Here is a 22,850-nt window from a genome sequence, read left to right as displayed (position 1 = left end):
TCAGGCCTCGCGCCTCAGTCAGCGCTGACGGCGGTCGCGCAGGGGAGGTTGTCCAGCCAGGAGACTCTGCAGGAGGGCGTCGAACAGTTTGGCGGAGTTCTTGGCTGAATCTCCCGGCCAATGGTGCACGGAATGGGCTGCACCTTGGATCTGCTGCCAGTTGGCCTGCTCGGGAATGTGCGGAGTCAGCAGCAGTTCGCCGAACATGGACTCCATTTCGGCCAAACGGAACGTGTGCTCGGCGGACCCTGTCCTTACCCGATTGGCTACGATGCCCGCGGGAGCCAGATGGGGAGCGAACTCCTGCCGGAAGAGCTGGATGGCCCGCATGGTGCGTTCAGTACCGGCCACGGAAAACAGTCCGGGCTCAGCCACCAGCACCACACGGTCGCTGGCACTCCACGCCATGCGCGTCAACCCATTGAGGGACGGCGGACAGTCCACCAGGACCAGTTCATAGGCGGAGGTGCCGGCCAGTACCGCAGAAAGCCTCCGCAGGTCACGGCGGCCCAGATCGGGGCGGTCATAGATTCCGGTGAACGCCGAGCCCACTGCGACGTCAAGGGTTCCGTCGCTGGAGCCGTTGGATACCCAACTGCTGCCCGCCACGTTGTCTTGGAGCCGGGCCTTGCGGGGGCTTTTCAGCATCCGGCCGATGTCGAGTTTCCCGCCGGGCTGAACACCCAGAGCCGTGGTTGCGTCGGCATGGGGATCGAGGTCTACCACCAGGGTGGGGATGCCGGCGGCAAGGGCCGCGGACGCCAGACCGGTGGTCACGGACGTCTTTCCCACTCCACCTTTGAGGCTGCTGATGCTGACTACTTGCACTTGAAAACCCAAAACCTAACGCCGGTTGCCGTATCGCGCTGATTCGGCTCCGGAAGCGCCGGAGCCGGGGCTTGCCGAAGCCCCCTCAACATCATATGGTGCATCGCCGCCGAATCCCGCTTTCTACGCGCCCGGGCAACGCGGGCAAAGCCGGGCATTAGCATGCAGCGGGATCGCGCGCACGCATATACAGCCCACATGACGAATCCATTGTGATGGTTGCCACAAAGATTTGTGTTTGATGCTGGCGGCACTACACACTGTGACCACCGACCGATCCACCCGCAATGATGCAGGAGAAGTATGTTTTCGAAAATTCTGGTGGCCAATCGCGGCGAAATCGCGATCAGGGCGTTTCGCGCTGGTTATGAACTGGGCGCCAAGACCGTAGCCGTCTTTCCGCACGAGGACCGCAACTCGATCCACCGGCAGAAGGCCGACGAAGCTTACCTGATCGGCGAGGTGGGCCATCCTGTCCGCGCCTACCTGGACGTGGAGGAGGTTGTCCGCGTTGCCAAGGAAGCCGGCGCTGACGCCATCTACCCCGGTTATGGCTTCCTCTCGGAGAACCCGGACCTTGCCCGCGCGGCTAAAGCCGCGGGAATAACCTTCGTGGGCCCGCCGGCGGAGGTGCTGGAACTCGCCGGCAATAAGGTTGCAGCTTTGGAAGCGGCCCGCAAGGCGGGCGTGCCCGTTTTGAAGTCGAGCAAGCCGTCCAAGGACCTTGACGAGCTCATCGCAGCAGCGGACGAGATCGGGTTCCCCATCTTCGCCAAGGCTGTTGCCGGTGGTGGTGGACGCGGAATGCGCCGTGTGGAGACTCGCGAAGCCCTCCCTGAGGCCTTGCAGTCCGCCATGCGCGAGGCAGACGCAGCGTTCGGGGATCCCACCATGTTCCTTGAGCAGGCTGTTTTGCGTCCCCGCCACATTGAAGTGCAGATCCTTGCCGACGCCGAGGGCAACGTCATGCACCTCTTCGAGCGTGACTGTTCCCTGCAGCGCCGCCACCAGAAGGTGGTGGAGATTGCCCCGGCGCCGAACCTGGATGAGAACATCCGCCAGGCGCTCTACCGTGATGCCGTCGCTTTCGCCAAAGCCCTGAATTACGTCAACGCGGGAACCGTCGAGTTCCTGGTGGACACCGAGGGTGAGCGCGCCGGCCAGCATGTGTTCATCGAAATGAACCCCCGGATCCAGGTAGAGCACACCGTCACCGAGGAAATCACGGACGTGGACCTGGTGCAGGCGCAGATGCGCATCGCTTCGGGGGAGACCCTGGCGGACCTTGGCCTGAGCCAGGAGACCGTCTCCATCAAGGGTGCCGCGCTGCAGTGCCGCATCACCACCGAAGACCCCGCCAACGGGTTCCGTCCGGACGTCGGAAAGATCACCGGCTACCGCTCTGCCGGCGGTGCCGGTGTGAGGCTCGACGGCGGTACCGTCTACTCGGGTGCCGAGATCAGCCCGCACTTTGACTCCATGCTGGTCAAGTTGACGTGCCGTGGCAGGGACTACCCGGCAGCAGTGGCCCGTGCCCGCCGCGGCTTGGCCGAGTTCCGTATCCGTGGCGTCTCTACCAACATTCCCTTCCTGCAGGCTGTTCTTGCTGATCCTGACTTCAACGCAGGCAACGTGGCCACGGACTTCATTGATAAGCGTCCGGAGCTGCTGAAATCGCATATTTCCGCCGACCGTGGCACCAAGCTGCTGACGTGGTTGGCCGAGGTGACAGTAAACAAGCCCAACGGTGAGCTCACGGTCCACTCGGACCCGGCCAGGAAGTTGCCGGCGATCGAGGGACCTGTTCCCACCTCAGGATCGCGGCAGAAGCTGATGGAACTGGGGCCTGAGGGCTTTGCCAAGGCACTTCGCGAGCAGCAGGCATTGGCCGTCACGGACACCACCTTCCGTGACGCCCACCAGTCGCTCCTTGCCACCCGCGTGCGCACCCGCGATCTTGTTGCGGCCGGACCGGCGGTGACTGCCCTGATGCCCGAACTCCTTTCAGTCGAAGCCTGGGGCGGTGCCACGTACGACGTCGCTTTGCGTTTCCTCGGCGAGGACCCTTGGGATCGTCTGGCGGCGCTCCGCCAGGCACTTCCGAACACCTGCCTCCAGATGCTCCTCCGCGGCCGCAACACTGTTGGCTACACGCCGTACCCTGAGGAAGTAACCGAGGCTTTCGTCAACGAAGCCGCAGCTACGGGCATCGACATCTTCCGTATTTTCGACGCCCTCAACGACGTGAACCAGATGGCTCCTGCCATCCGGGCCGTGCGTGCCACTGGAACCGCTGTAGCAGAAGTGGCCCTGTGCTACACCGGTAACCTCCTTGATCCCAATGAGGACCTGTACACCCTCGATTACTACCTGGACCTCGCAGGGAAGATCGTCGACGCCGGTGCGCATATCCTCGCCATCAAGGACATGGCAGGCCTCCTGCGTCCTGCTGCCGCCACCAAGCTGGTAACGGCGCTGCGCGAGCGTTTCGACCTGCCGGTACATCTCCACACGCACGACACCGCCGGCGGGCAGCTTGCGACCCTTTTGGCCGCCGTCGAAGCAGGTGTGGACGCCGTTGACGTCGCAGCTGCATCGCTTGCCGGGACAACCAGCCAGCCTGCTGCTTCGGCTTTGGTGGCAGCGTTGGCCAACACCCCGCGTGACACCGGCCTTAGCCTTGCCAACGTCGGTGCCATGGAGCCTTACTGGGAAGCTGTCCGCCGCGTGTACGCCCCCTTCGAGTCCGGGCTGCCGGGCCCCACAGGTCGGGTCTACCAGCATGAAATTCCAGGCGGCCAACTCTCCAACCTTCGCCAGCAGGCCATCGCGCTGGGATTGGGGGAGCAGTTCGAAGCCATCGAAGATATGTACACCGCAGCCGACCGCATCCTGGGCCGGCTGGTCAAAGTGACGCCTTCTTCGAAGGTGGTGGGTGACCTCGCCCTGCACTTGGTTGGCTTGAACGCTGATCCTGCGGACTTCAACGAGAACCCGCAGAACTACGACATCCCCGATTCCGTCATCGGATTCCTTTCCGGCGAACTCGGTGATCCTCCCGGAGGCTGGCCCGAGCCCTTCCGCACCAAGGCCCTTCAGGGCCGCAGCGTCAAGGTCCGCGACGTTGATATCAGCGCCGAGGACAGTGCTGCGCTCAAGGGCGACTCCAAGACGCGCCAGCATACGCTGAACCGGTTGCTCTTCGCCGGTCCCACCAAGGACTACCTGAAGAGCGTGGAGACCTATGGAAACATCTCCGTGCTGGACACCCGTGACTACCTCTACGGTTTCCAGCAGGGCTCCGAGCATGTGATCGAGCTGGAAAAGGGCGTCCGTCTTATTGCCCAGCTTGAGGCTGTGTCCGAAGCCGATGAAAAGGGCATGCGCACAGTGATGTGTACGCTCAACGGCCAGTCCCGTCCGGTGGTTGTCCGCGACCGTTCGGTGGTCAGCAACGTCAAGGCCGCAGAGAAGGCCGATCCAGCCCAGCCCGGCCAGGTTGCGGCTCCGTTCGCCGGTGCTGTGACCGTTACGGTCAAGGCCGGCGATGTGGTCAACGCCGGAGATACCGTAGCCACCATTGAGGCCATGAAGATGGAGGCATCCATCACCACCCCGGTAGCAGGCACGGTCTCACGCCTGGCTATTTCCTCGGTGGAGCAGGTCCAGGGTGGCGATTTGCTGCTGGTGATCGGCTAGCAATCCGCCCATAAAAGTACCCCGTCCGGAAGCTTCCGGACGGGGTACTTTTTTCTGCTGCTTCTTGGATCCTGCTGGTTGGATGCAGCCGGTGCCGGTGTGTCAGGAACCGCGCGGAGCTGAGTACATCTGCTCAATCACGGCGTCGAAGTCCTTCATGACCTGTGCCCGCTTGACCTTGAGGGACGGCGTCAGGTGGCCTGAGGCCTCCGTGAAGTCGGCAGGAACAATGCGGAACGACTTGATGGCCTCAGCCTGGGACACGGACTGGTTGGCCTTGCTGATGAGCTCCTGGACGGCAGCCTTGACTACGGGGTGTTCCGCAGCCTCGCCCAGCGAAGTGCTGGACGGCAGTCCGTGGCGTTCCAACCAGCCCGGAAGGGCTTCTTCATCAAGGGTGACCAGGGCGCCGATGAACGGGCGGTTGTCTCCCACCACCAGCACCTGGGAGACCAGTGCGTCGGCGCGGATCTGGTCCTCGAGCAACGCCGGAACCACGTTCTTGCCTCCGGCCGTCACGATGATTTCCTTCTTGCGGCCGGTGATCTTGAGGAATCCATTGTTGTCGAGTTCACCGATATCACCGGTGCGGAACCAACCGTCGATGAAGGTCTCTGCCGTCAGGTCTTCGCGCTTGTAGTAGCCGCGCATCACACAGACGCCCTTGGCAAGGATTTCGCCGTCGTCGGCGATCTTCACCGAGTTGCCCGGCAAGGGGGCGCCCACTGTACCGATCCTGATCATGGAGGGCGTGTTCACGGAAATCGGTGCCGTGGTTTCGGTGAGCCCGTAGCCTTCCAGGATCTGCAGCCCTATGCCCTGGAAGAAGTGGCCCAAGCGTTCGCCCAGCGGGCCGCCGCCGGACACGGCATGCGCTACATGGCCGCCCATGGCTGCGCGGAGCTTGCCGTAAACCAGTTTGTCGAACACGGCGTGCTTGATCTTCAGGCCCAGGCCCAGGGAGCCGGCCTCGCGAGCCTTCGAGTAGGCGATCGCAGTGTCAACGGCGCGATGGAAGATGGCACCCTTGCCGCCGTCCTCAGCTTTGGTCAAGGCTGAGTTGTAAACCTTCTCAAAGACGCGGGGGACAGCAAGGATGAACGTTGGCTGGAAGCTCTGGAGATCCGCCAGCAAGTTCTTGATATCCGGGGTGTGGGCCACTTTGACGCCGCCGGCCACTGCCAGCACGGAGATGAACCGGGCAAAGACGTGGGCCAACGGGAGGAACATGATGGTCTTCCCGGACTCATTGATGATTTCGGGAAGTGATGCGCGGGCGTTCTCCGAAAGTTCCACAAAGTTGCCGTGGGTCAGTTCGCAACCCTTCGGCCTGCCGGTGGTCCCGGAGGTGTAGATGATGGTGGCAAGATCGGCCAGGCCCGCAGAGGAACGGCGTGACTCGAGTTCGTCGTCGGGAACTCCTGCTCCGGCCGCGCGCAGCGCATCAAGGCCGGCGCCCTCAAGCTGCCAGACGTTGGCCACGGAACTGATGTCCTCGGCTGCCACTGCCTGGCGGATGACGTCCTCATGGTGCGCCGCTTCGCCGAAAGCTGCCACCGCGCCGGAATCGCCGAGGTTCCAGGCCACCTGGGAGGGCGAGGACGTTTCGTAGATCGGGACCGAGACCGCTCCGGCAAACCAGATGGCGAAGTCAACCAGGGACCATTCATAACGGGTCCTGGACATGATGCCCACCCGGTCGCCGGTGCCAACGCCGCTGGCAATCAGGCCCTTTGCCAAGGCCCTGACGTCCGCAAGGAAGTCCTTGGCCCGGATGTCCTGCCACTGCCCATTGCTGTCCAGCTTGGAGAACAGTGCTGGGTTTGACGCCTTTTCGGCCTCCCGGATCACGAAGTCCGTGATGTTGGTTTCCGGGGCGATATTGACGAGGGGAGGAACACTGATTTCACGCACGGTAGCTCCTTTGATATCCACGGGCCACGAGGGGCTGCTTTCACTCTAGTATGCCCGCTCGCGGAGGTGTGTCCTATTTCACCTACTGGCGAGTAACTTTACGGACGAGCTGTCATTTCAGGCAACTCAGGGCCCCTCAGGCCTGCCGATGCAGGGTCCCGCAGTCCAGCGGAATATGATGAGGGGATGCCCGCACTACGGTCCTCTTTTCGTGCCAGACCCAAGCCACAGGCCTCAGCATGGAAAGACGTGCCGTGGGCTGCCCGCCGGAGCCATTTGGGTCGTCGCGGCCTGGCGATCGGAATAGACATTGGCGGCACCAAAGTAGCTGCGGGCGTTGTGGATGCCGAAGGCCGTGTTCTCGCTGAGGCCCGCAGATCCACTCCGGGAGCCGACCCCCGGGCAGTAGAGCAGACCATCGTGGAACTTGTGGACGAGCTCAGCGCCGAGCACCGCGTGGCTTCGGTCGGAATCGGCGCAGCGGGGTGGATGGACCTCGACGGCGGGACGGTGCTGTTCAGTCCGCATCTTGCCTGGCGTAACGAGCCCCTCCGCGCCAGCCTCCAGAAACTGCTGCGACGTCCGGTCCTGCTGACGAACGACGCCGATGCCGCCGCCTGGGCCGAGTGGCGCTTCGGCGCCGGCCAGGGGGAAAGCCGGCTGGTTTGCGTCACGCTGGGTACGGGCATCGGCGGGGCCATGGTCATGGATGGCCGGGTGGAACGTGGGCGGTACGGCGTGGCGGGCGAATTCGGCCATCAGATCATCTTTCCCGGCGGACACCGTTGCGAGTGCGGCAACCGCGGGTGCTGGGAACAGTACGCATCCGGTAACGCCCTGGGGCGCGAAGCCCGCCAACTTGTCCGGACCAATTCACCGGAGGGCAGGGCCCTCCGGGAGAAGGCAGGCGGAACCGCCGATAACCTCACGGGGGCAGCCGTTACGGCGTTGGCCCTCGAAGGCGATGCCACATCCCGCGAGCTCCTTGCAGATCAAGGCGAATGGCTGGGTTTGGGACTGGCCAACCTTGCCGCAGCACTTGACCCCGGCATGTTCGTGATTGGAGGTGGACTGTGCGACGCCGGAGAATTGTTGGCCGGACCAGCACGGGAGTCGTTCGCAAAAAACCTCACGGGCAGGGGATTCCGGCCCATGGCGGGGATCGAACTCGCCGCCCTTGGTCCACGTGCCGGGATGATCGGCGCCGCAGACCTTTCCCGGGTCAGCGGACGCGCCCACAGCTAAAGCTACCCGCCGCAGAGGGCGGAGCCTCGGTACCTAGATGCGGGCGCCGTCGTCGTCCTCGTTCTTCTCCTGCGGAAGCCTCATGATGAGGAACACCACCGATGCGACGAAAGCGGCTACGATTCCCAGGATCGCAACAAGGGGAGCGGACCGCCAGAACATCGCGGTGAAGAGCAGCGCGATGGGCCCTCCCACAGCGCCAACCCACGCCAGCATGGTCAGGGGCTCCGTGCCGGCAAGGCTCGGAGGCTCCTCCGGGACAAAGGCGTCGTCGTCGTCCTCGACCTCGAAGTCTCGTGGTCCCAAGGGGCGGCCACCAGCCTCGGAAGCCGCGGGAACCGCTGTCCGTTCAGCAGGCGGGGTGGACAACCCCAAGGGATCAAAATCCTTGAATGCCTTGCTGGATTCACGGGACTGCGGCCCGCCTTTGTCAGGATCCGGGTCACGGCTGCCTGCCGAAGGTGTGTTCCCGGCGTCGGGGTTTCCGGTCCCCTCCAACCGGGCCACCAGGTCCAGCCACACGGCGTCGTCGTCCTTGTTGGCGCTCTGATCGGCTGAGTTGGCATCAGGCCTGTTCATGGGCTGTGTCCTTTTCGGGGGAGGGCCCGTTTCCGGCCAGGGTTGCAACGGTTTTCTGAATGAATTCCACGGTTCCCTCAAAGATCTCCGGGGCATCGTTGTCGAGGGTTGCTACATGGTAGCTGTTCCTGAGGTAGGAGACATCCACGGGAGCGTTGACCCGGGCGCGCAGGAAATCCAGGCTTGCCTCCGAGATCACGTTGTCCACAGTGGATTTGTAGACACGGACGGGGGAGTGGATGCGCGGCAGGATAGCCGCGGTGTCCTTGTACATCTTCTTCAACTGGTGCGCTGCGGCAACAGGGGTGCGGGCGTAGGCGCCTTCATTCTGGTCCGGTTTGAGGATGTCGTTGGCAATGGCGGGTGTTGTTTTTACCACGTATTTGAGCGCAGCGACAATGACAGCCCGTGGATCATCCAGGACCAAACCGGGATTGACCACCACAGTTCCTGCCACAGGACGAGTGGCGGCAATGCGGAGCGCAAGGGTGCCGCCCATGGACAATCCGGTGCTGAAGACGTAGTCACACTCGGCGGCCAGTTCAAGGTAGGCCTCATCTACTGCACGGTGCCACTCCCGCCAGGACCGGGTGGCCATGTCCTGCCAATTGGTGCCGTGGCCGGGCAGCAACGGAAGCCTGACGGCATAACCGGCCGCGGCCAGGTGCTCGGCCCACGGCCTGACGCTGTGCGGGCTGCCGGTAAAGCCGTGGGACATGACCACGCCCACTCTTGGGCCTGTCCCGTTCCAGTTGCTGAGGAACGGCGAGAAATCCGGAAGCATGTTCATGATGACTCCGAGGCTACTCTGTCCCCGGCGTGCTGACGGAAAAAGCTGGCCGATTGTTCAAAAATGGCAGGGGCATCAACATCCAGCGTGGCCACGTGGCCGCTGTGCGGAAGCGTGACCACTTTCAAGCGTGAAGATGCGATGTGGCGTTCGATCGCGGCCACCGAGCTCGGCGGGACCACCTCGTCCACTGAGGACTTGAACACCAGGGCAGGAGCCTGCACCTTGGGCAATCCCAGCGTGGCCGCCCGAAAGAGCTTCTTCAGTTCATGGACTGACTTCAACGGTGTCTTGGAGTAGTCGCCATCCTCGGTGGAGACCGGAGCCGGTTTGTCCTCCACGATCGGCGTGGTGGTCGGCATGACGTACTTGAGCGCAGCAACGTACCTCACCCGCCGGTCATAGAAGCTCAGCCCGGGATTGACCAGGACCAATCCCGGAACATCGTGCAGCGACGCCACACGGAGGGCTACGGCGCCGCCCATGGACAACCCCGCCACGAAGCACTTCTCCGTCTGCCCGGCCAGGTCCAGGTAGCTCTGCTCGAAAGTCCGGTACCAGTCCTGCCATCGCGTTGTGGCAAGGTCCTGCCAGCTGGTGCCGTGGCCGGGCAGCAGTGGTACTGATACAGCGAACCCCTGAGCGGCCAGGTACTCCGCCCAAGGGAGGACACTGAGTGGACTGCCGGTGAAGCCGTGACAGATGGCCACACCCGTGGTGGCATTAGGGCCATGCCCGGCATGGTGGAAGGCAAGCGGCGGTCCAGAGGTGTGGCGTTCCGTCATGTGTCCCATCGTGTCACTGTTCCGGAGATTTCTCACTGGAGTAGGGTTGCTGTTGAGTGCGGGCCGGGTTGCCGGAAGCATGCCATCCGTCGGCCGTGGGAGGACAAACGTGTTCTATTGGGTCATGAAGAGGATCTTTCTGGGTCCCATCCTCAAGCTCCTGTTCAGGCCATGGGTCAAGGGCCTGGACAACGTTCCTGAAAGCGGCGCCGCCATCCTGGCGTCCAACCACCTCTCCTTTTCGGACTCCATCTTCCTGCCCCTGATGGTGCACCGGCCGGTCATCTTCCTGGCCAAGTCCGAGTACTTCACGGGAAAAGGGATCAAGGGCCGGCTCACGGCATTGTTCTTCAGGCTGAGCAACCAGCTTCCCATGGACCGTTCCGGAGGGGCAGCGTCCGAGATGTCCTTGCAGGCAGGCAAGGACGTGCTCGCTTCGGGAGGCCTGCTGGGAATCTACCCTGAGGGCACCCGCAGCCCGGACGCCAGGCTCTACCGCGGCAAGGTGGGCGTTGCGCGGCTCGCCCTGCAAACCCGGGTACCGGTGGTGCCGGTTGCCATGATCGGGACGGAGAAGGTCCAGCCGATCGGCAAGCGGCTGCCGAGCATCCGCAGGGTCGGCATCATTTTTGGACAGCCCCTGGACTTCAGCCGCTACTACGGCATGGAGGACGACCGTCTGATCCAGCGCGCTGTGACGGACGAAATCATGTACTCCCTCATGCGCCTTTCCGGCCAGGAATACGTCGATGAGTACGCTGCCGTGGTCAAGGCCCAGTTGGCCGGCAAGGGTCCGGAGCCGGTCCACCAACTCGAGGTGACCGAAGAGGCCACCGAAGACATTGCAGAGGAGAGGGACGAACCGGGAACCAACGGGGACGGGCCGGCGCGGAAACTGTGACGCGGAGGGCGGCATCGATTACGCCCACTGTCCCGGAACCTTGGCAGAGGCTACTACTCTTGAAGGGTGACTGAGCTAACCGCGAACACCGCATCCTCCATAGCAGATTCCCTCGCCAGCACCGCCCAAAGCGGAGCAGCGAACTATCCCGGGCTTGACGCCTGGCGGGACCTGCCGATCTCCCAGCAGCCCACATGGTCCAACGCCGAGGTTTTCGACTCCTCCGTCAAAGAACTTTCCGTGGTGCCGCCGCTGGTTTTCGCCGGAGAAGTGGATGTTCTCCGGGAGCGACTGGCCGCTGCAGCACAAGGCAAGGCCTTCCTCCTGCAGGGCGGCGACTGCGCGGAGACTTTTGAGGCCGCCACTGCGGACAAGATCAGCGCCCGCGTCAAGACCATCCTGCAGATGGCAGTGGTGCTCACCTACGGTGCTGCCATGCCCGTCATCAAGATGGGCCGCATGGCAGGCCAGTTCGCCAAGCCGCGCTCCTCCAACGACGAAACCCGCGACGGCGTCACGCTTCCCGCTTACCGGGGCGACATCGTCAATGGCTACGACTTCACCCCTGAGTCCCGTGCCCATGACGCGGGCCGCATGCTGAAGGCGTACCACACCTCTGCATCAACCTTGAACCTCATCCGTGCGTTCACCCAGGGTGGTTTCGCGGACCTGCGCCTCGTTCACCAGTGGAACAAGGGCTTCACGGAAAACCCTGCGCATGCCCGCTATGAATCACTGGCACGCGATATTGACCGTGCCATCAGCTTCATGGACTCCTGTGGCGCGGACTTCGAGGCGCTCAAGCGGGTTGAATTCTTCGCCAGCCATGAAGCATTGCTGCTCGACTACGAGCGTGCCCTGACCCGCATCGATTCGCGCACGGGCCTGCCGTACGACACCTCCGCCCACTTCCTGTGGATCGGTGAGCGGACCCGCGAGCTGGATCATGCCCATGTGGACTTCCTCTCCCGTGTGCGGAACCCGATCGGCGTCAAGCTCGGACCCACGACCAGCGGTGACGACGCCTTGCGCCTGATCGACAAACTGGACCCCAACCGTGAGCCGGGGCGCCTGACCTTCATCACGCGTATGGGCGCCAAGAACATCCGCGAAAAGCTGCCCGCCGTCGTCGAGCGCGTCACCGCCTCCGGTGCCCAGGTGCTGTGGGTCACCGATCCCATGCACGGCAACACTGTCACGTCGCCGAACGGCTACAAGACCCGCAACTTCGATGACGTCATTGATGAGGTCCGTGGCTTCTTTGAGGTCCACCACTCGCTGGGCACCGTCCCAGGTGGTCTTCACGTCGAAATGACCGGTGACGACGTCGCCGAGTGTTTGGGCGGCGCCGACCCCATTGACCAGGACGCTTTCCTGGACCGTTACGAGTCAGTGTGCGATCCGCGCCTGAACCACATGCAGTCCCTTGAGATGGCTTTCCTGGTGGCAGGCGCGCTCTCCAAGCAGTAGGAAAACCAATAAAAAGGCGTGGTCCGGATGTCTCCGGACCACGCCTTTTTTACTGAGGTCAGCCGGCTTTCTAAACGACGGTCAGCGTGACAACGGAGTCTTCCGGCACTTCAGCATCGACGGGATTTTGGTCACGAACAGTACCGAAGAATCCGCCGAGAATCCTATTGACTTCAACCTTCAAGCCCAGTTTCTTCAATTCCTTCTCAGCCTCGGCGGCTTGCTTGCCGATGAAGCTGGGAACTTTGACCATCTTTGGACCCTTGGATACGGTAAGTGTCACGGACTCGCCGCGGGTGAGGGTACCGTTGGCCGGGATCTGGGAGACCACGGCGCCCTTGGGGACCGACTTGTCGTTGACAGTCTCCGGAGCAATCACTGCTTTGAGTCCGGCGTCCTGGAGGGCCTTGACTGCGGCGTCTTGTGCTTTGCCACGGACATCCGGCACCGTAATCGGCTGCGGACCCTTGGAAACCTCCAGGGCCACAGGCGTACCGTGCGGTACTTCCTCACCCTTGGCCGGGTCCTGGGCAATCACCACTCCGGCAGGGACCTTCTCGTCAAAGGCTTCAGTGACGTTCCCCAAGGCCATTTCCGCGGCGTTGAGTGCCGTCTTGGCCGCGTCCAGGGTACCGCCGGTTAAGTCCGGCAGCGGGAAGAGCTGGGCTCCCTTGGAAACGAAAAGGGTGATGGGCTGGAACTTCCGTATTTCGGCCCCGGATTCGGGCTCAGTTCCGACAGCGAGTCCGGCCAGGATGTCGTCGTCGAAAACGTCGCGTGGCTCGGACTGGAATCCAGCGGTCCGAAGGAGTTGCTGTGCTTCCGCGACCGTCTTGTTCTTGACGTCGGGCACAGTCCCGGGAGAACCGGGTCCCATCCCGAAGAACCACCCGGCCGAGGCCGCAAGCATGGCCAGGATAACAATCACGATGGCCCAGATCACGCCGCGTCGACGGGGATTGCCTTCCCGGAGGGGCCGTAGGGGAGTGGCCGCAGCCCGTGCCCGGTCCTTGGTCTGCTGCCTTTCGAGCCTTTTCAGTTCACGCTTGCCGGGTGGGCGAAGTTCCTGCCCGCCATCCATGCCTGCCGCTGCCGTGGAGCGCTGGAGAGTGGACCCGCCAGCCGCCATGATGGTGGTCGGGTTGCTTTGGTGGCTGATGAACTCGGTGGGTGAGGCCGTGGTGGCCAGCGCTTCGGTGGGGTTCCCGGCCCCGCTGCCGGGGGCAGTTGTTGTTCCCGCCGGGTAGGCGGTGGGCCCCGGTCCTTGCCGGTGGTCCAACTGTTCGTCCGTCAAGGTGGTCCGGATGTGGCGAAGTTCGGCCAGCAATGCAGCGCCGTCCACAGGCCTGTTCTCGGCCTCAGTTGCAGTGCACCACTGCACCAGTTCATCGAGGTCCTCAGCCAGCCCGGGGACAACGTCCGAAGGGCGTCCCACCACGGAGTTGACGTGTTGATAGGCCACCTGGATGGGGGAGTCGCCGCTGTACGGCTGGTTGCCGGTCAGCATTTCGTACAGCATGATGCCGGCCGAATAGATGTCGCTGCGCGCATCCGCCGGTTGTCCGAGCACCAGTTCGGGGGCCAAATAAGCCACGGTTCCGATCAAGGCGCCGGTGCTGGTGTTGGCCGAGACTGCCCGGGCAAGGCCAAAGTCACCGACCTTGATGCGGCCGTCGTCGGCGATCAGGACGTTCTCGGGCTTGATGTCCCTATGAATCAAACCGGAGCCGTGGGCAGCTGCGAGACCCTCGATTACGGGATCAATCAAGGCCAGGGCAAGCCTTGGGGCCAATGCGCCCTGTTCGGTGAGAATGTCACGGAGGGTGTGGCCCTTGACGTATTCCATCACCAGGTAGGCGATGTGTCCGTCTTCGCCCTGGTCCAGCACGCCCACGATATGGGGGTGGGAAAGGCTCGCAGCGGCTTTTGCTTCGCGGCTCAGGCGCTGGAGGAAGGTGGGATCGTTTGCCAAGTGCGGGTGCAGGACTTTGAGGGCTACGTCGCGCTCGAGGCGCTGGTCCGTAGCCAGGTAAACGGTGGACATTCCGCCCTTGGCGAGGTGGGAACGGACCAGGTACCGGCCGTCCACCATGGTCCCGATGAGGTGGTCCTGCGTTGGTTCTTGCACCATACGATCCTAAACGAGGCAGGGAAGGGGCCCGAATCCGCATTGGACTGGCCAATGGGATCCGGGCCCCTTCCGAGGTGCTGCTGAAGCCTAGCCGAACGTGCGCTGGCGGGCCTTGATGGATTCGACGTAACGCTTGGTGTCGTCGTACATGCCGTATTTGCTGACCGAGTACTGGCCTTGGTAGTAACCGGCAATCGCGGTGTCCAGGTCCTTGCTGGTGGCGATCAGTGCGCGGATGATGGCGACACCTGCCGTTGCGTTGTCGTAAGGGTCCAAAAGGTTCAACTTGCGGCCTACCAGGTCCGAGGCCCATTGACCCGAGGACGGAATGACCTGCATGGTGCCGATTGCATTGGCAGGCGAAACGGCCCGCTGATCGAAACCGGATTCCTGTTCTGCGAAAGCCAGCGCCAGGGAGGGGCTGACGCCCATGCGCCTGGCGGTGTCCGCCACGATGCTCTTCATTTCGGCGCGGCTGGGCACCGGTGAAGCGTTCAAGAGGGCCTTGTTCTCGTTGGCCGAGCTGACGACAGCGGCAGGGTAGGTGAAGCCCAGGAAGGTGCTCGGTACCAGCGGCGTCGTGGTGCCCGCCGGCTGAAGGCCGGGGCCCGGGATGGTGAGCTTCTGGCCAGGATAAATGACGGTTGTTGCAGAGACCTTGTTGGCCGTCATCAAGGCGCTCAGGGAAACCCCGTGGCGCGAGGCGATGGAGCTGAGGGTATCGCCGGCTTTGATGGTGTAGGAACCGGTGGTGGCCAACGGTGCGGGTGCAGGCGAAGGTGCCGGTGCGGGAGCAGCAGGCGCCGACGGCGTGGAGCCTCCGCTGACCTTGATCTTCTGGCCCGGATAGATGATGGAACTTCCGCTGAGGTTGTTCCAGCTGAAAATGCTGGACAAGGGCACGCCATGCTTGGCGGCAATGGCGCCGAGGGTGTCTCCGGAAACCACCGTGTAGATCGTAGCGTTACTGGGGGTGCTCGGCGCAGCCGGCGCGGAAGGCTGGGATGGGGCCGACGATGCCGTTCCCGTGAGCTTGATGGTCTGGCCCGGGTAAATCAGTGTTGTGGCCGAGAGCTTGTTCAACTGAAGGACCGCGTTGGTGTCCAGGTTGAAGCGGCGGGCAATTGCGCTGATCGTGTCGCCACGGACGATCGTGTAGGTATCCGGCACCGAGGGGGCCATGGGGCGCAGGGCCGCGGGCAGGGTGGTTGCAACAGCCTGGGCGGGGATGACATTGCCGGCATTGACCGCCTGTGCCTTCATTGCGGCGGCAAGCGTGGCCGGGACTTTGCGGGGCTGGGGTGCCGGGGAAGCCATGGAGGGCTGGGCCAGGGCAAGCGAGGACAAGACCACGGCGGGAAGCGCAGCCGTGGTTGCCGCAATGACCGGCATGCTCATGGTTCGTTTCGGCGAGCGGGGCGTCGTCATGAAAAGTGTCCTCATCTCAACAGCGGGGTGTTGGGTGGCGCTGTTGTCAGTGTTGCCAATGTTACTGATGTTATCAATGGTGCAAGTGTGATCAGTGTGAATCTCTCACACTTATTCAATCGACACAACAATTTCTGTCGTTCGGGATTATGGAGACCGAATTATCGCCAATGAAAGGGCGGTATAAAGACGGCCGCCGGGTACCGTCGTCGCACCCCGGCTAGGCGCCGGGCATGGCGGCGTGGCAACCTTGTTCCGTGAGTAATGTAGAAAGCCTTGTTTCCGACTGGCTCCCGCTGCCGGATGTTGCCGAGCTGCTGGAAGTTTCCATCACCAAAGTCCACGGACTTTTGGATGAGCGTGCGCTGGTAGCCATCAGGCGGGGAGAACGGAATATCCGCTCCATCCCGGCCCTGTTTATCCAGGATGGGCACGTTGTAGACAGCTTGAAGGGAACCATTGTGGTTCTCAGCGATGCCGGTTATAGCGACGAAGAGTTGATCATCTGGCTCTTCACCCCGGACGAATCATTGCGGGGGCGCCCCATCGACGCCCTGCGCGAGGGACGTAAAACAGAGATCAGGCGTCGCGCCCAGTCTTTGGCCTGGTAAAAAGTGCGTTCCCGGCTAACGAAGAACACCGGGACCTGGAGGAAAAACGACGACGGCGGGTAACCGCCGTCGTCGTCATGTCTTTTCGTTGCCCAACGGCAGGCTGAAGCCCGTGATCAAGCAGCGCGGCTGACGGCGGCCTCGGCCAATTGCCTCAATGCCGTCAGCGGTACCTCATCCAGAGGCAGGCGTTCCAAGGCTTCAAAGGCTTGGTTGCTCAGCTCCGCAATCAAGGACTCCGTAGCCTCCAGGGCGCCGCATTGGACCATGATCCGGCGAATCCCGGCTACGTCCTCTTCACCAAGTTCCGGATGACCCAGCATTCGGTCAAGGTATTCCGCTTCGTCGGCCGTCGCCTGGTTCAATGCGAATCCAACAAGGACCGTGCGTTTCCCTTCCAGCAAATCATCGCCGGCCGGTTTGCCGGTGGTTTCGGGATCGCCGAAGACGCCAAGGACATCGTCCCGCATCTGGAAGGCCTCACCCAGCGGCAGGGAAAACGCCGAGTAGTCGTTGAGCAGCGTGGGCCGCGCCCCGGCAAGTGCTCCGCCCAATGCCAGTGGATGTTCCGTGGAGTATTTCGCTGATTTGTACCTGATGATCGACTTTGCGCGGTCCACCGAGCCGGCCCTGTCACGAACGGGGCCCGCCACCTCTTCAAGGATGTCAAGGTATTGGCCCGCCATGACCTCGGCCCTCATGACGTTGAAGATCCGGCGGGCGGGGGTTCCCGCCGCGGCACGGAGGCCGATCTCGGTGAAGGACTCCTCGCTGAAGGACAAACAGAGGTCCCCGGTCAGAATGGCGGCGGCATCCCCGAACCGCCCGCTGTCCAGAGCCCAGCCGTTCATCTCATGGAGTTGGCCGAAACGCTTATGGACGCTGGGCGCACCACGGCGGGTGTCGGATCGATCAATGATGTCGTCGTGGATCAGCGCCGCAGCCTGAAAGAGTTCCAGCGCACACCCTGCTGTCACGATGTCCAGGTTGCCGGGTTCCCCACCTGCACCCCGCCAGCCCCAGTAGCACATCTGTGCTCGGAGGCGTTTTCCCCCGGTGACGAGGCTGGAAATCGAGCCGATAAGCGGCTCTACGTCAGGGGACACGGTAGCCATGAGTTCCTGTTGCCCTGAAAGGAAGCTTTTCAGTTTCCCTGCGACGCCGTTGATGAACTCCGTTTGTTCGGAAGCTACCTGGGCGGGAGCCGTCACTTGATGGACCCGGACGCCACGTTGGCGCCGATGGTGAACGTCGAGACGCCTTCCTTCTGCCGTATGGATACGTTGACCGTCTCACCGTCACCCCTGATGAAATCCAGCGAGGTGACGTTGCCCACGGCTTCAGGGCCGGGGACAAGCTTGAAGCCCTGGGCCTCCAAGGATTTTTTGTAGTAGTCCACCACACCCTCCGGTGGAGCTTTGACGGTCCCCACCAGTGCCACTGTTGCCAGCGAGGTGCTCTTGTCGAAACTGCTGGAACGGACGGACGTCTTGGGCATGACGGGGATCAATTGCTCAGGGAAACCGGGAACGAGGGCGTTCACGGTCGCCGTTGCGCCAGGTGCCGGAGTGGCAGATTCGGTGGTCGTCGCGGTTTCCGGCGCGGATGCTGAACCGGAACCAGTGGGGGCGGACGAGGACTGCGATGAAGCTTCCGTGGGGGAGGGAGCGGCCGTGCCTCCCGGTGCCGGCGTACATGCCGAGGCCGCCACGGCGACACTTGCTGCGAGCAGGGCAAACCCTCGCGATCGAGGAGTTCCAAAGAGCTTCACAGGGTATCCTTCCGGGGCTGGGGCTGACTGTGCCTCCAGTTTAGTCAGTGGCCGGGCATAGTATTGCCGATGTGAGGCAGGAAGCATTCGGCAGCGGCCAGGAGGCCGGTCAGGAGCCCTCCCGCAGCGCTGGTGATGCCCTGCGGGAACTGAGGCGCACCAGCATACTTCACGTGGACATGGATGCGTTTTTCGTCTCCGTGGAACTGCGCAGCCGCCCCGATCTCCGGGGAAAGCCCGTGATCGTCGGATTCCCCGCGGAACGCTCGGTAGTCCTCTCCGCCTCATATGAGGCCCGGGCCACCGGAGTGAAGTCCGCGATGCCCATGTCCATCGCGATGAGGCGGTGCCCCTCGGCAGTGATCATCAATCCGCGGCACTCCGTGTACTACGAAGTGTCCGGCCGGATCATGGAGATCTTTGCCTCCATCACGGATTTGGTGGAGCCCCTCAGCGTCGATGAGGCCTTCCTGGATGTTGGCGGGGCGATTCGCCGCCTCGGAACGCCACTGGACATCGGCCATCTCATCAGGAGAAGGGTCCAGTCCGAACTGGGTATTACTGCATCCGTGGGTATTGCCGGCACCAAGTTCGTTGCCAAGATCGCCTCCACCCGATGCAAGCCCGATGGCATTCTTCAGATCAATGCCGAGGACACCATCGCGTATCTCCACAGCCTCCCTGTGAACGCGCTGTGGGGCGTCGGTGGAAAGACCGGAGAAGTGCTTGCCCGGCTTGGCATCCGTACGGTGGCAGATGTCGCAGCTACTCCTTTGGCATCACTAAAGAAGGTATTGGGTGCCAGCGGCGAACATGTCCACCGCTTGTCCATGGGGGTAGATCCTCGTCCGGTAACGCCCACCAGGCTTGAGAAGAGCATTGGAGCGGAGGAGACATTCTCCATCGATACCGGTGACGATGCTTTGTTGCACAGGGAATTACTGCGTTTGTCGCACCGGACGGCGGGCCGGCTGCGTAGTTCCGGCATGCTCGCCAGGACTGTTGCCTTGAAACTGAGGTACTCGGACTTTTCAACCGTCTCGCGGAGCCGGACTGTACACGCCCCTGTGGACAGTGCGCAGATGATCTACCAGGTGGCGCTTCAATTGTTGGAGTCCCTGGGCCCCAGATCAATGAGTGTCCGCCTCATCGGGGTGCGGGCAGAGCAGCTCGAGCCTGCCGGGCAGACGTCCCTGCAGCTGAGCCTGGATCGCCGGGACGACAACTGGCGGGCTGCGGAGCAGGCGTTGGACAGGGTTTCCGAACGTTTTGGATCGCGGACGTTGCTCCCGGCGAGGCTCCTGGAGCCTGGAAAACCTCCCGCCGGGACGTGACGAGCTGTGACCTTGGTCCCGCTCGGCAGTGGGCGTCTTTCAGAACTGCGTCGGACAAACTATCCTATTTATTACAGAGATTTAGATCGTCTGGACAAACTGTTTCCTGAGCAGTCGGCCCTGAGATGCCCGCTGAACCTAGAGGGAATTTTGGGAACGATTTTCTTAGTCCGATCGTTGTGGAAACAGACGCACAGAAGGCGTTATGTCCAGACGCTGGCTGACTAAAGGAGGTCGCGATGCCCCTCTCGGAGCACGAACAGAAGCTGCTTGAGCAACTGGAAAAGCAACTTCATGAGGACGATCCGAAGTTTGCCAGCACCATGGGCTCGGATCCCATCCGCAGTTGGTCAACCCGGCATGTGATTATTGGCGTGCTCGGCGCCATTGCCGGCATTCTCCTCCTGCTTGTGGGAGTTTCGATGCAGGCGATACCAGTGGGTGTCCTCGGCTTCGTCGTCATGGGTGCTGGCGTCTACTTCGCCACGCTGCGCGGAGCAGCCTTTGGCAAAGCCGGCAAAGGCAAGCCCGCTAAAGGGAAACCCAAGAGTTCGTTCATGAGCAGCCTCGAGGAGCGCTGGGACGAGCGGCGCCGCGACGACTCCTAAGTCCACCTCTACGCTCCACTACCGGCAAGGCCGGCCCCTGCCTTACGCGCGCCCCTGACGTTCACCAGGGATGACAAAAGACCCGCACACTGCGGGTCTTTTTGCGTTTAAGGTGCTGCCTCGGGCAATGAACCGGGACACGCCGCCGTGTGGGCGAAGTTCCTCCACTTTCCACCCCGGCTCCACTTTGCCCCACTGAATACCTTCAGGCGGCATCCGGAGCAATGCTCTTGCCCGGCGTACCTGGCGGAAAGGGGCGCGCCCGGGCTCGGGCGCCGTTTCGCCCTCCACTTCCCACCACGGTGCCGGAATCCGCGCCGTTTCGCTCAACTCAAAACTCAAGGTGGTGGAGAAACGCTCCATTGTGCGTTGACTGTGGGGCTTTGTGGAGTAAAGTGGAGCACATAAGAGGGTAGTGGCAGTGTTGGGAATGAGCGGGCACCTTAACTGAGGGGCGGTGGGGCCAGATGTTTCTGGGCACTCACTCGCCGCGTCTCGATGAAAAGGGCCGGATCATCCTTCCCGCCAAGTTCCGTGAGGAGCTTGCAGAGGGGCTGGTCCTGACCAGGGGCCAAGAGCGCTGCATCTACGTCTTCAGCCAGAAAGAATTCGAACGTATTCACGAATCCATGCGGGAAGCGCCACTGTCTTCCAAGCAGGCCCGTGACTACATTCGCGTTTTTCTGTCCGGAGCCTCTGATGAAGTACCTGACAAGCAGGGGCGCGTGACGATTCCGCCGGCGCTCCGGGCATATGCGGGCCTTGGCAGGGAACTGGCTGTGATCGGCGCCGGTACCCGGGCGGAGATCTGGGATGCCGAAGCTTGGAATGAGTACCTCAACGAGAAGGAAGCAGCTTTCTCGGAAACGGATGACGACAATCTGCCCGGGTTCATTTAGCCGGGCGGAGGAAGCAGCAGTACCGCTTCTTGAATGGGATCTCCAGCCGCCCATCGAACTGTCTTCCTGGCTCACCTTCCCCTGAGCCAGGCCGACGGGACGATAGGCGCGGATGGGGATCCGATTCAAGAAACAGCAGGCCGGCGATTGAAGAAAGAGGAGGCAGCGTGGAAGAGCAGGACGCGGCAAAGCCCACATCGGAGCGCCACGTACCCGTCCTCAAAGACCGCTGCATCAACCTGCTGGCCCCCGGCTTTGAAGCTGCCAGGAAGCGGGGCGCTACCCCTGTCGCCATTGACGCAACCCTGGGCATGGGCGGTCACTCCGAAGCGATGCTGCATCGTTTTCCGGACCTCCACCTGGTGGGCATCGACCGCGACGAGGAAGCCCTTGCCTTGGCTGGAGCGCGTTTGGAGCCCTACTCCGACCGGACGGACCTTGTTCACGCCGTTTACGACGAAATCGAAGACGTCCTTGTAGACCTGGGAATCCCCGAGGTCCATGGCATCCTCATGGATCTGGGCGTGTCTTCCCTGCAACTGGACGAGCGCGAGCGTGGTTTCGCCTATTCCTACGATGCTCCCCTGGACATGCGGATGGACACCAGCCGTGGCCAGACGGCTGCCGATGTAGTCAATAACTACAGCGAAGACGAACTGGTCCGCATCATCCGCAAATGGGGCGAAGAGAAGTTTGCCGGTCGTATTGCCAACAGGATCGTCAACGCGCGGGCTGACAAACCTTTCGCAACCACGGGCGAACTGGTGGAGCAGATCCGCAGTGTTGTGCCCGCCGCTGCCGCGAAGAGCGGTGGACATCCCGCCAAACGCACTTTCCAGGCGTTGCGGATTGAGGTCAACGAGGAACTGGATGTTCTGGAACGGGCCGTTCCTGCGGCTGTGGCCGCTACTGGCATGGGGGGCCGGATCGTGGTGATGTCCTACCACTCGTTGGAGGACAAGATCGTGAAGTCGGTTTTCCAAACCGGCTCCAAATCCTCTGCGCCGCTCGGTTTCCCTGTGGAACTTGAAGAACACAAACCTGAACTGAAGACCATCACCAAAGGCACGGAAGTGCCCACGGCAGCAGAAATCGCTGAGAACCCCCGCGCGGCGTCCGCCCGACTGAGGGCAGTAGAGCGCATCAAACCGAGGAGAGACGCATGAGCAACGCCGCAGCGAAGACACTGCCCTCCGTGGTGGGCAATACAGCCCGTGCGCTGCCCGCTCCGGCCGGGAAGCCTGACACCGGTCGTAAGGCCCGCACGCCGCTTTCCGTGGTGCGCAGCGCTCCGGGCAGACGTCGGACACCATTTGTGGTCCTCTGCTTCGTGGCCATGGCTGCTGCACTCCTGACCGTCCTTGTCCTGAACATTTCGGTCTCCACGGCCCAGTACCAGTTGGTCCAGCTCAAGGCCGAGGCAGCTACCCTCAACAAGGAAAACCAAGACCTGACACAGAGGAAGCAGAACTTCGAAGCTCCCCAGAATCTGGCTGCCAAGGCGGCAGAATTGGGAATGGTTCCTTCAACTGTCAAGGGGCAGATAGATCTGAATACGATGACCGTCACCGGAAAAGCAACGCCGGCAGTTAAGGGAGATGCTCCTTTGGCCCAGCTTGCTCCTCCGGCCGTAGCGGGCATGCTGGACGTAGTTCCGTCGGTGACCACCAAGGAACCGCTGGAGAACCTCAAGCCGGTGGCTCCGGTAGCGCCGGCCACTCCGGCGGCACCTGCGGTGACTCCAGCGTCTCCGGCAGCTGCACCGCCGGTTGAACTCCATGGGGGATCTGTCCCGGCCCCCCAGCAGAAGGCACCAGGGCAGTAATCCATCAGTCCACTGAAGCTAGGCCAGCAGCA

The 22,850-nt window shown here is 62.5% G+C and carries 19 protein-coding genes; 10 read left to right on the top strand and 9 right to left on the bottom strand.

What is annotated here, in order from left to right; all coding sequences use genetic code 11:
• Positions 1–18: 18 nt before the first annotated feature.
• Positions 19–828 carry a ParA family protein gene (locus tag M1D51_RS13590; RefSeq protein ID WP_458106860.1) on the bottom strand — a complete coding sequence of 270 codons (810 nt, stop codon included), beginning with the start codon at positions 826–828 and terminating at the stop codon, positions 19–21.
• Between the two features lie 303 nt (positions 829–1,131).
• On the opposite strand from M1D51_RS13590, the gene M1D51_RS13585 reads away from it, so the two are divergent.
• Positions 1,132–4,527 carry a pyruvate carboxylase gene (locus M1D51_RS13585; protein WP_458106859.1) on the top strand — a complete coding sequence of 1,132 codons (3,396 nt, stop codon included), beginning with the start codon at positions 1,132–1,134 and terminating at the stop codon, positions 4,525–4,527.
• A gap of 102 nt (positions 4,528–4,629) precedes the next feature.
• Here M1D51_RS13585 and M1D51_RS13580 read toward each other — a convergent pair whose 3' ends face one another.
• On the bottom strand, positions 4,630–6,441 hold the full coding sequence (locus M1D51_RS13580; protein ID WP_458106858.1) for an AMP-dependent synthetase/ligase: 1,812 nt from the start codon (positions 6,439–6,441) through the stop codon (positions 4,630–4,632).
• Positions 6,442–6,627: 186 nt separating this feature from the next.
• On the opposite strand from M1D51_RS13580, the gene M1D51_RS13575 reads away from it, so the two are divergent.
• Positions 6,628–7,686, top strand: a complete 1,059-nt coding sequence (locus M1D51_RS13575; protein ID WP_458106857.1) for an ROK family protein — start codon at positions 6,628–6,630, stop codon at positions 7,684–7,686.
• Positions 7,687–7,719: 33 nt separating this feature from the next.
• On the opposite strand, the gene M1D51_RS13570 is transcribed toward M1D51_RS13575, so the two are convergent.
• Genes M1D51_RS13570 through M1D51_RS13560 form a run of 3 tightly spaced genes read right to left on the bottom strand, consistent with a single transcriptional unit; the run spans position 7,720 to position 9,840 of the window.
• Complete coding sequence (locus M1D51_RS13570; protein ID WP_458106856.1) at positions 7,720–8,265, bottom strand: hypothetical protein; 546 nt, start codon at positions 8,263–8,265, stop codon at positions 7,720–7,722.
• Positions 8,252–9,055 carry an alpha/beta hydrolase gene (locus M1D51_RS13565; RefSeq protein ID WP_458106855.1) on the bottom strand — a complete coding sequence of 268 codons (804 nt, stop codon included), beginning with the start codon at positions 9,053–9,055 and terminating at the stop codon, positions 8,252–8,254. Before M1D51_RS13565 ends, M1D51_RS13570 begins: the two co-directional genes overlap by 14 nt.
• A complete protein-coding gene (locus M1D51_RS13560; protein ID WP_458106854.1) occupies positions 9,052–9,840 on the bottom strand; it encodes an alpha/beta hydrolase in 789 nt (262 codons plus the stop codon). The genes M1D51_RS13565 and M1D51_RS13560 overlap by 4 nt, the downstream gene beginning before the upstream one ends.
• A gap of 109 nt (positions 9,841–9,949) precedes the next feature.
• On the opposite strand from M1D51_RS13560, the gene M1D51_RS13555 reads away from it, so the two are divergent.
• On the top strand, positions 9,950–10,741 hold the full coding sequence (locus M1D51_RS13555) for a lysophospholipid acyltransferase family protein (protein ID WP_458106853.1): 792 nt from the start codon (positions 9,950–9,952) through the stop codon (positions 10,739–10,741).
• A 66-nt stretch (positions 10,742–10,807) separates the two neighbouring features.
• Complete coding sequence (locus M1D51_RS13550) at positions 10,808–12,211, top strand: class II 3-deoxy-7-phosphoheptulonate synthase (RefSeq protein ID WP_458106852.1); 1,404 nt, start codon at positions 10,808–10,810, stop codon at positions 12,209–12,211.
• 70 nt (positions 12,212–12,281) lie between these two features.
• Here the strand turns inward: M1D51_RS13550 and pknB are convergent, their stop codons facing one another.
• Both pknB and M1D51_RS13540 read right to left on the bottom strand, forming a co-directional pair.
• Entirely contained in the window at positions 12,282–14,342 is a 2,061-nt protein-coding gene (pknB, locus tag M1D51_RS13545; protein WP_458106851.1) for a Stk1 family PASTA domain-containing Ser/Thr kinase, read from the bottom strand.
• Between the two features lie 87 nt (positions 14,343–14,429).
• Positions 14,430–15,770 (bottom strand): LysM peptidoglycan-binding domain-containing protein, encoded by a 1,341-nt coding sequence (locus M1D51_RS13540; protein WP_458106850.1) that lies wholly within the window; start codon positions 15,768–15,770, stop codon positions 14,430–14,432.
• A gap of 257 nt (positions 15,771–16,027) precedes the next feature.
• Here M1D51_RS13540 and M1D51_RS13535 point away from each other — a divergent pair, with 257 nt between their 5' ends.
• Complete coding sequence (locus tag M1D51_RS13535) at positions 16,028–16,381, top strand: Rv2175c family DNA-binding protein (protein WP_172322028.1); 354 nt, start codon at positions 16,028–16,030, stop codon at positions 16,379–16,381.
• Positions 16,382–16,497: 116 nt separating this feature from the next.
• On the opposite strand, the gene M1D51_RS13530 is transcribed toward M1D51_RS13535, so the two are convergent.
• Positions 16,498–17,592: a polyprenyl synthetase family protein gene (locus M1D51_RS13530; protein WP_172322027.1), complete on the bottom strand. Its 1,095-nt coding sequence runs from the start codon at positions 17,590–17,592 to the stop codon at positions 16,498–16,500.
• Positions 17,589–18,152 carry a hypothetical protein gene (locus M1D51_RS13525; RefSeq protein ID WP_172322026.1) on the bottom strand — a complete coding sequence of 188 codons (564 nt, stop codon included), beginning with the start codon at positions 18,150–18,152 and terminating at the stop codon, positions 17,589–17,591. The genes M1D51_RS13530 and M1D51_RS13525 overlap by 4 nt, the downstream gene beginning before the upstream one ends.
• A gap of 71 nt (positions 18,153–18,223) precedes the next feature.
• On the opposite strand from M1D51_RS13525, the gene dinB reads away from it, so the two are divergent.
• The 5 genes from dinB (at position 18,224) to M1D51_RS13500 (ending at position 22,818) form a co-directional block, all read left to right on the top strand.
• The gene (gene dinB, locus M1D51_RS13520) at positions 18,224–19,486 is read left to right on the top strand and encodes a DNA polymerase IV (RefSeq protein WP_458106849.1); all 1,263 of its coding nucleotides are present in this window, start codon (positions 18,224–18,226) and stop codon (positions 19,484–19,486) included.
• A 239-nt stretch (positions 19,487–19,725) separates the two neighbouring features.
• On the top strand, positions 19,726–20,094 hold the full coding sequence (locus M1D51_RS13515) for a DUF3040 domain-containing protein (protein ID WP_089594493.1): 369 nt from the start codon (positions 19,726–19,728) through the stop codon (positions 20,092–20,094).
• A 467-nt stretch (positions 20,095–20,561) separates the two neighbouring features.
• Complete coding sequence (mraZ, locus tag M1D51_RS13510) at positions 20,562–20,993, top strand: division/cell wall cluster transcriptional repressor MraZ (protein WP_026542500.1); 432 nt, start codon at positions 20,562–20,564, stop codon at positions 20,991–20,993.
• A 167-nt stretch (positions 20,994–21,160) separates the two neighbouring features.
• Positions 21,161–22,159, top strand: a complete 999-nt coding sequence (rsmH, locus tag M1D51_RS13505) for a 16S rRNA (cytosine(1402)-N(4))-methyltransferase RsmH (protein ID WP_458106848.1) — start codon at positions 21,161–21,163, stop codon at positions 22,157–22,159.
• Complete coding sequence (locus M1D51_RS13500; protein WP_458106847.1) at positions 22,156–22,818, top strand: hypothetical protein; 663 nt, start codon at positions 22,156–22,158, stop codon at positions 22,816–22,818. Before rsmH ends, M1D51_RS13500 begins: the two co-directional genes overlap by 4 nt.
• Positions 22,819–22,850 lie beyond the last annotated feature (32 nt).

The sequence above is a fragment of the Arthrobacter sp. R3-55 genome (assembly GCF_054161505.1).
This window is presented reverse-complemented; position numbering and strand designations above follow the sequence as displayed.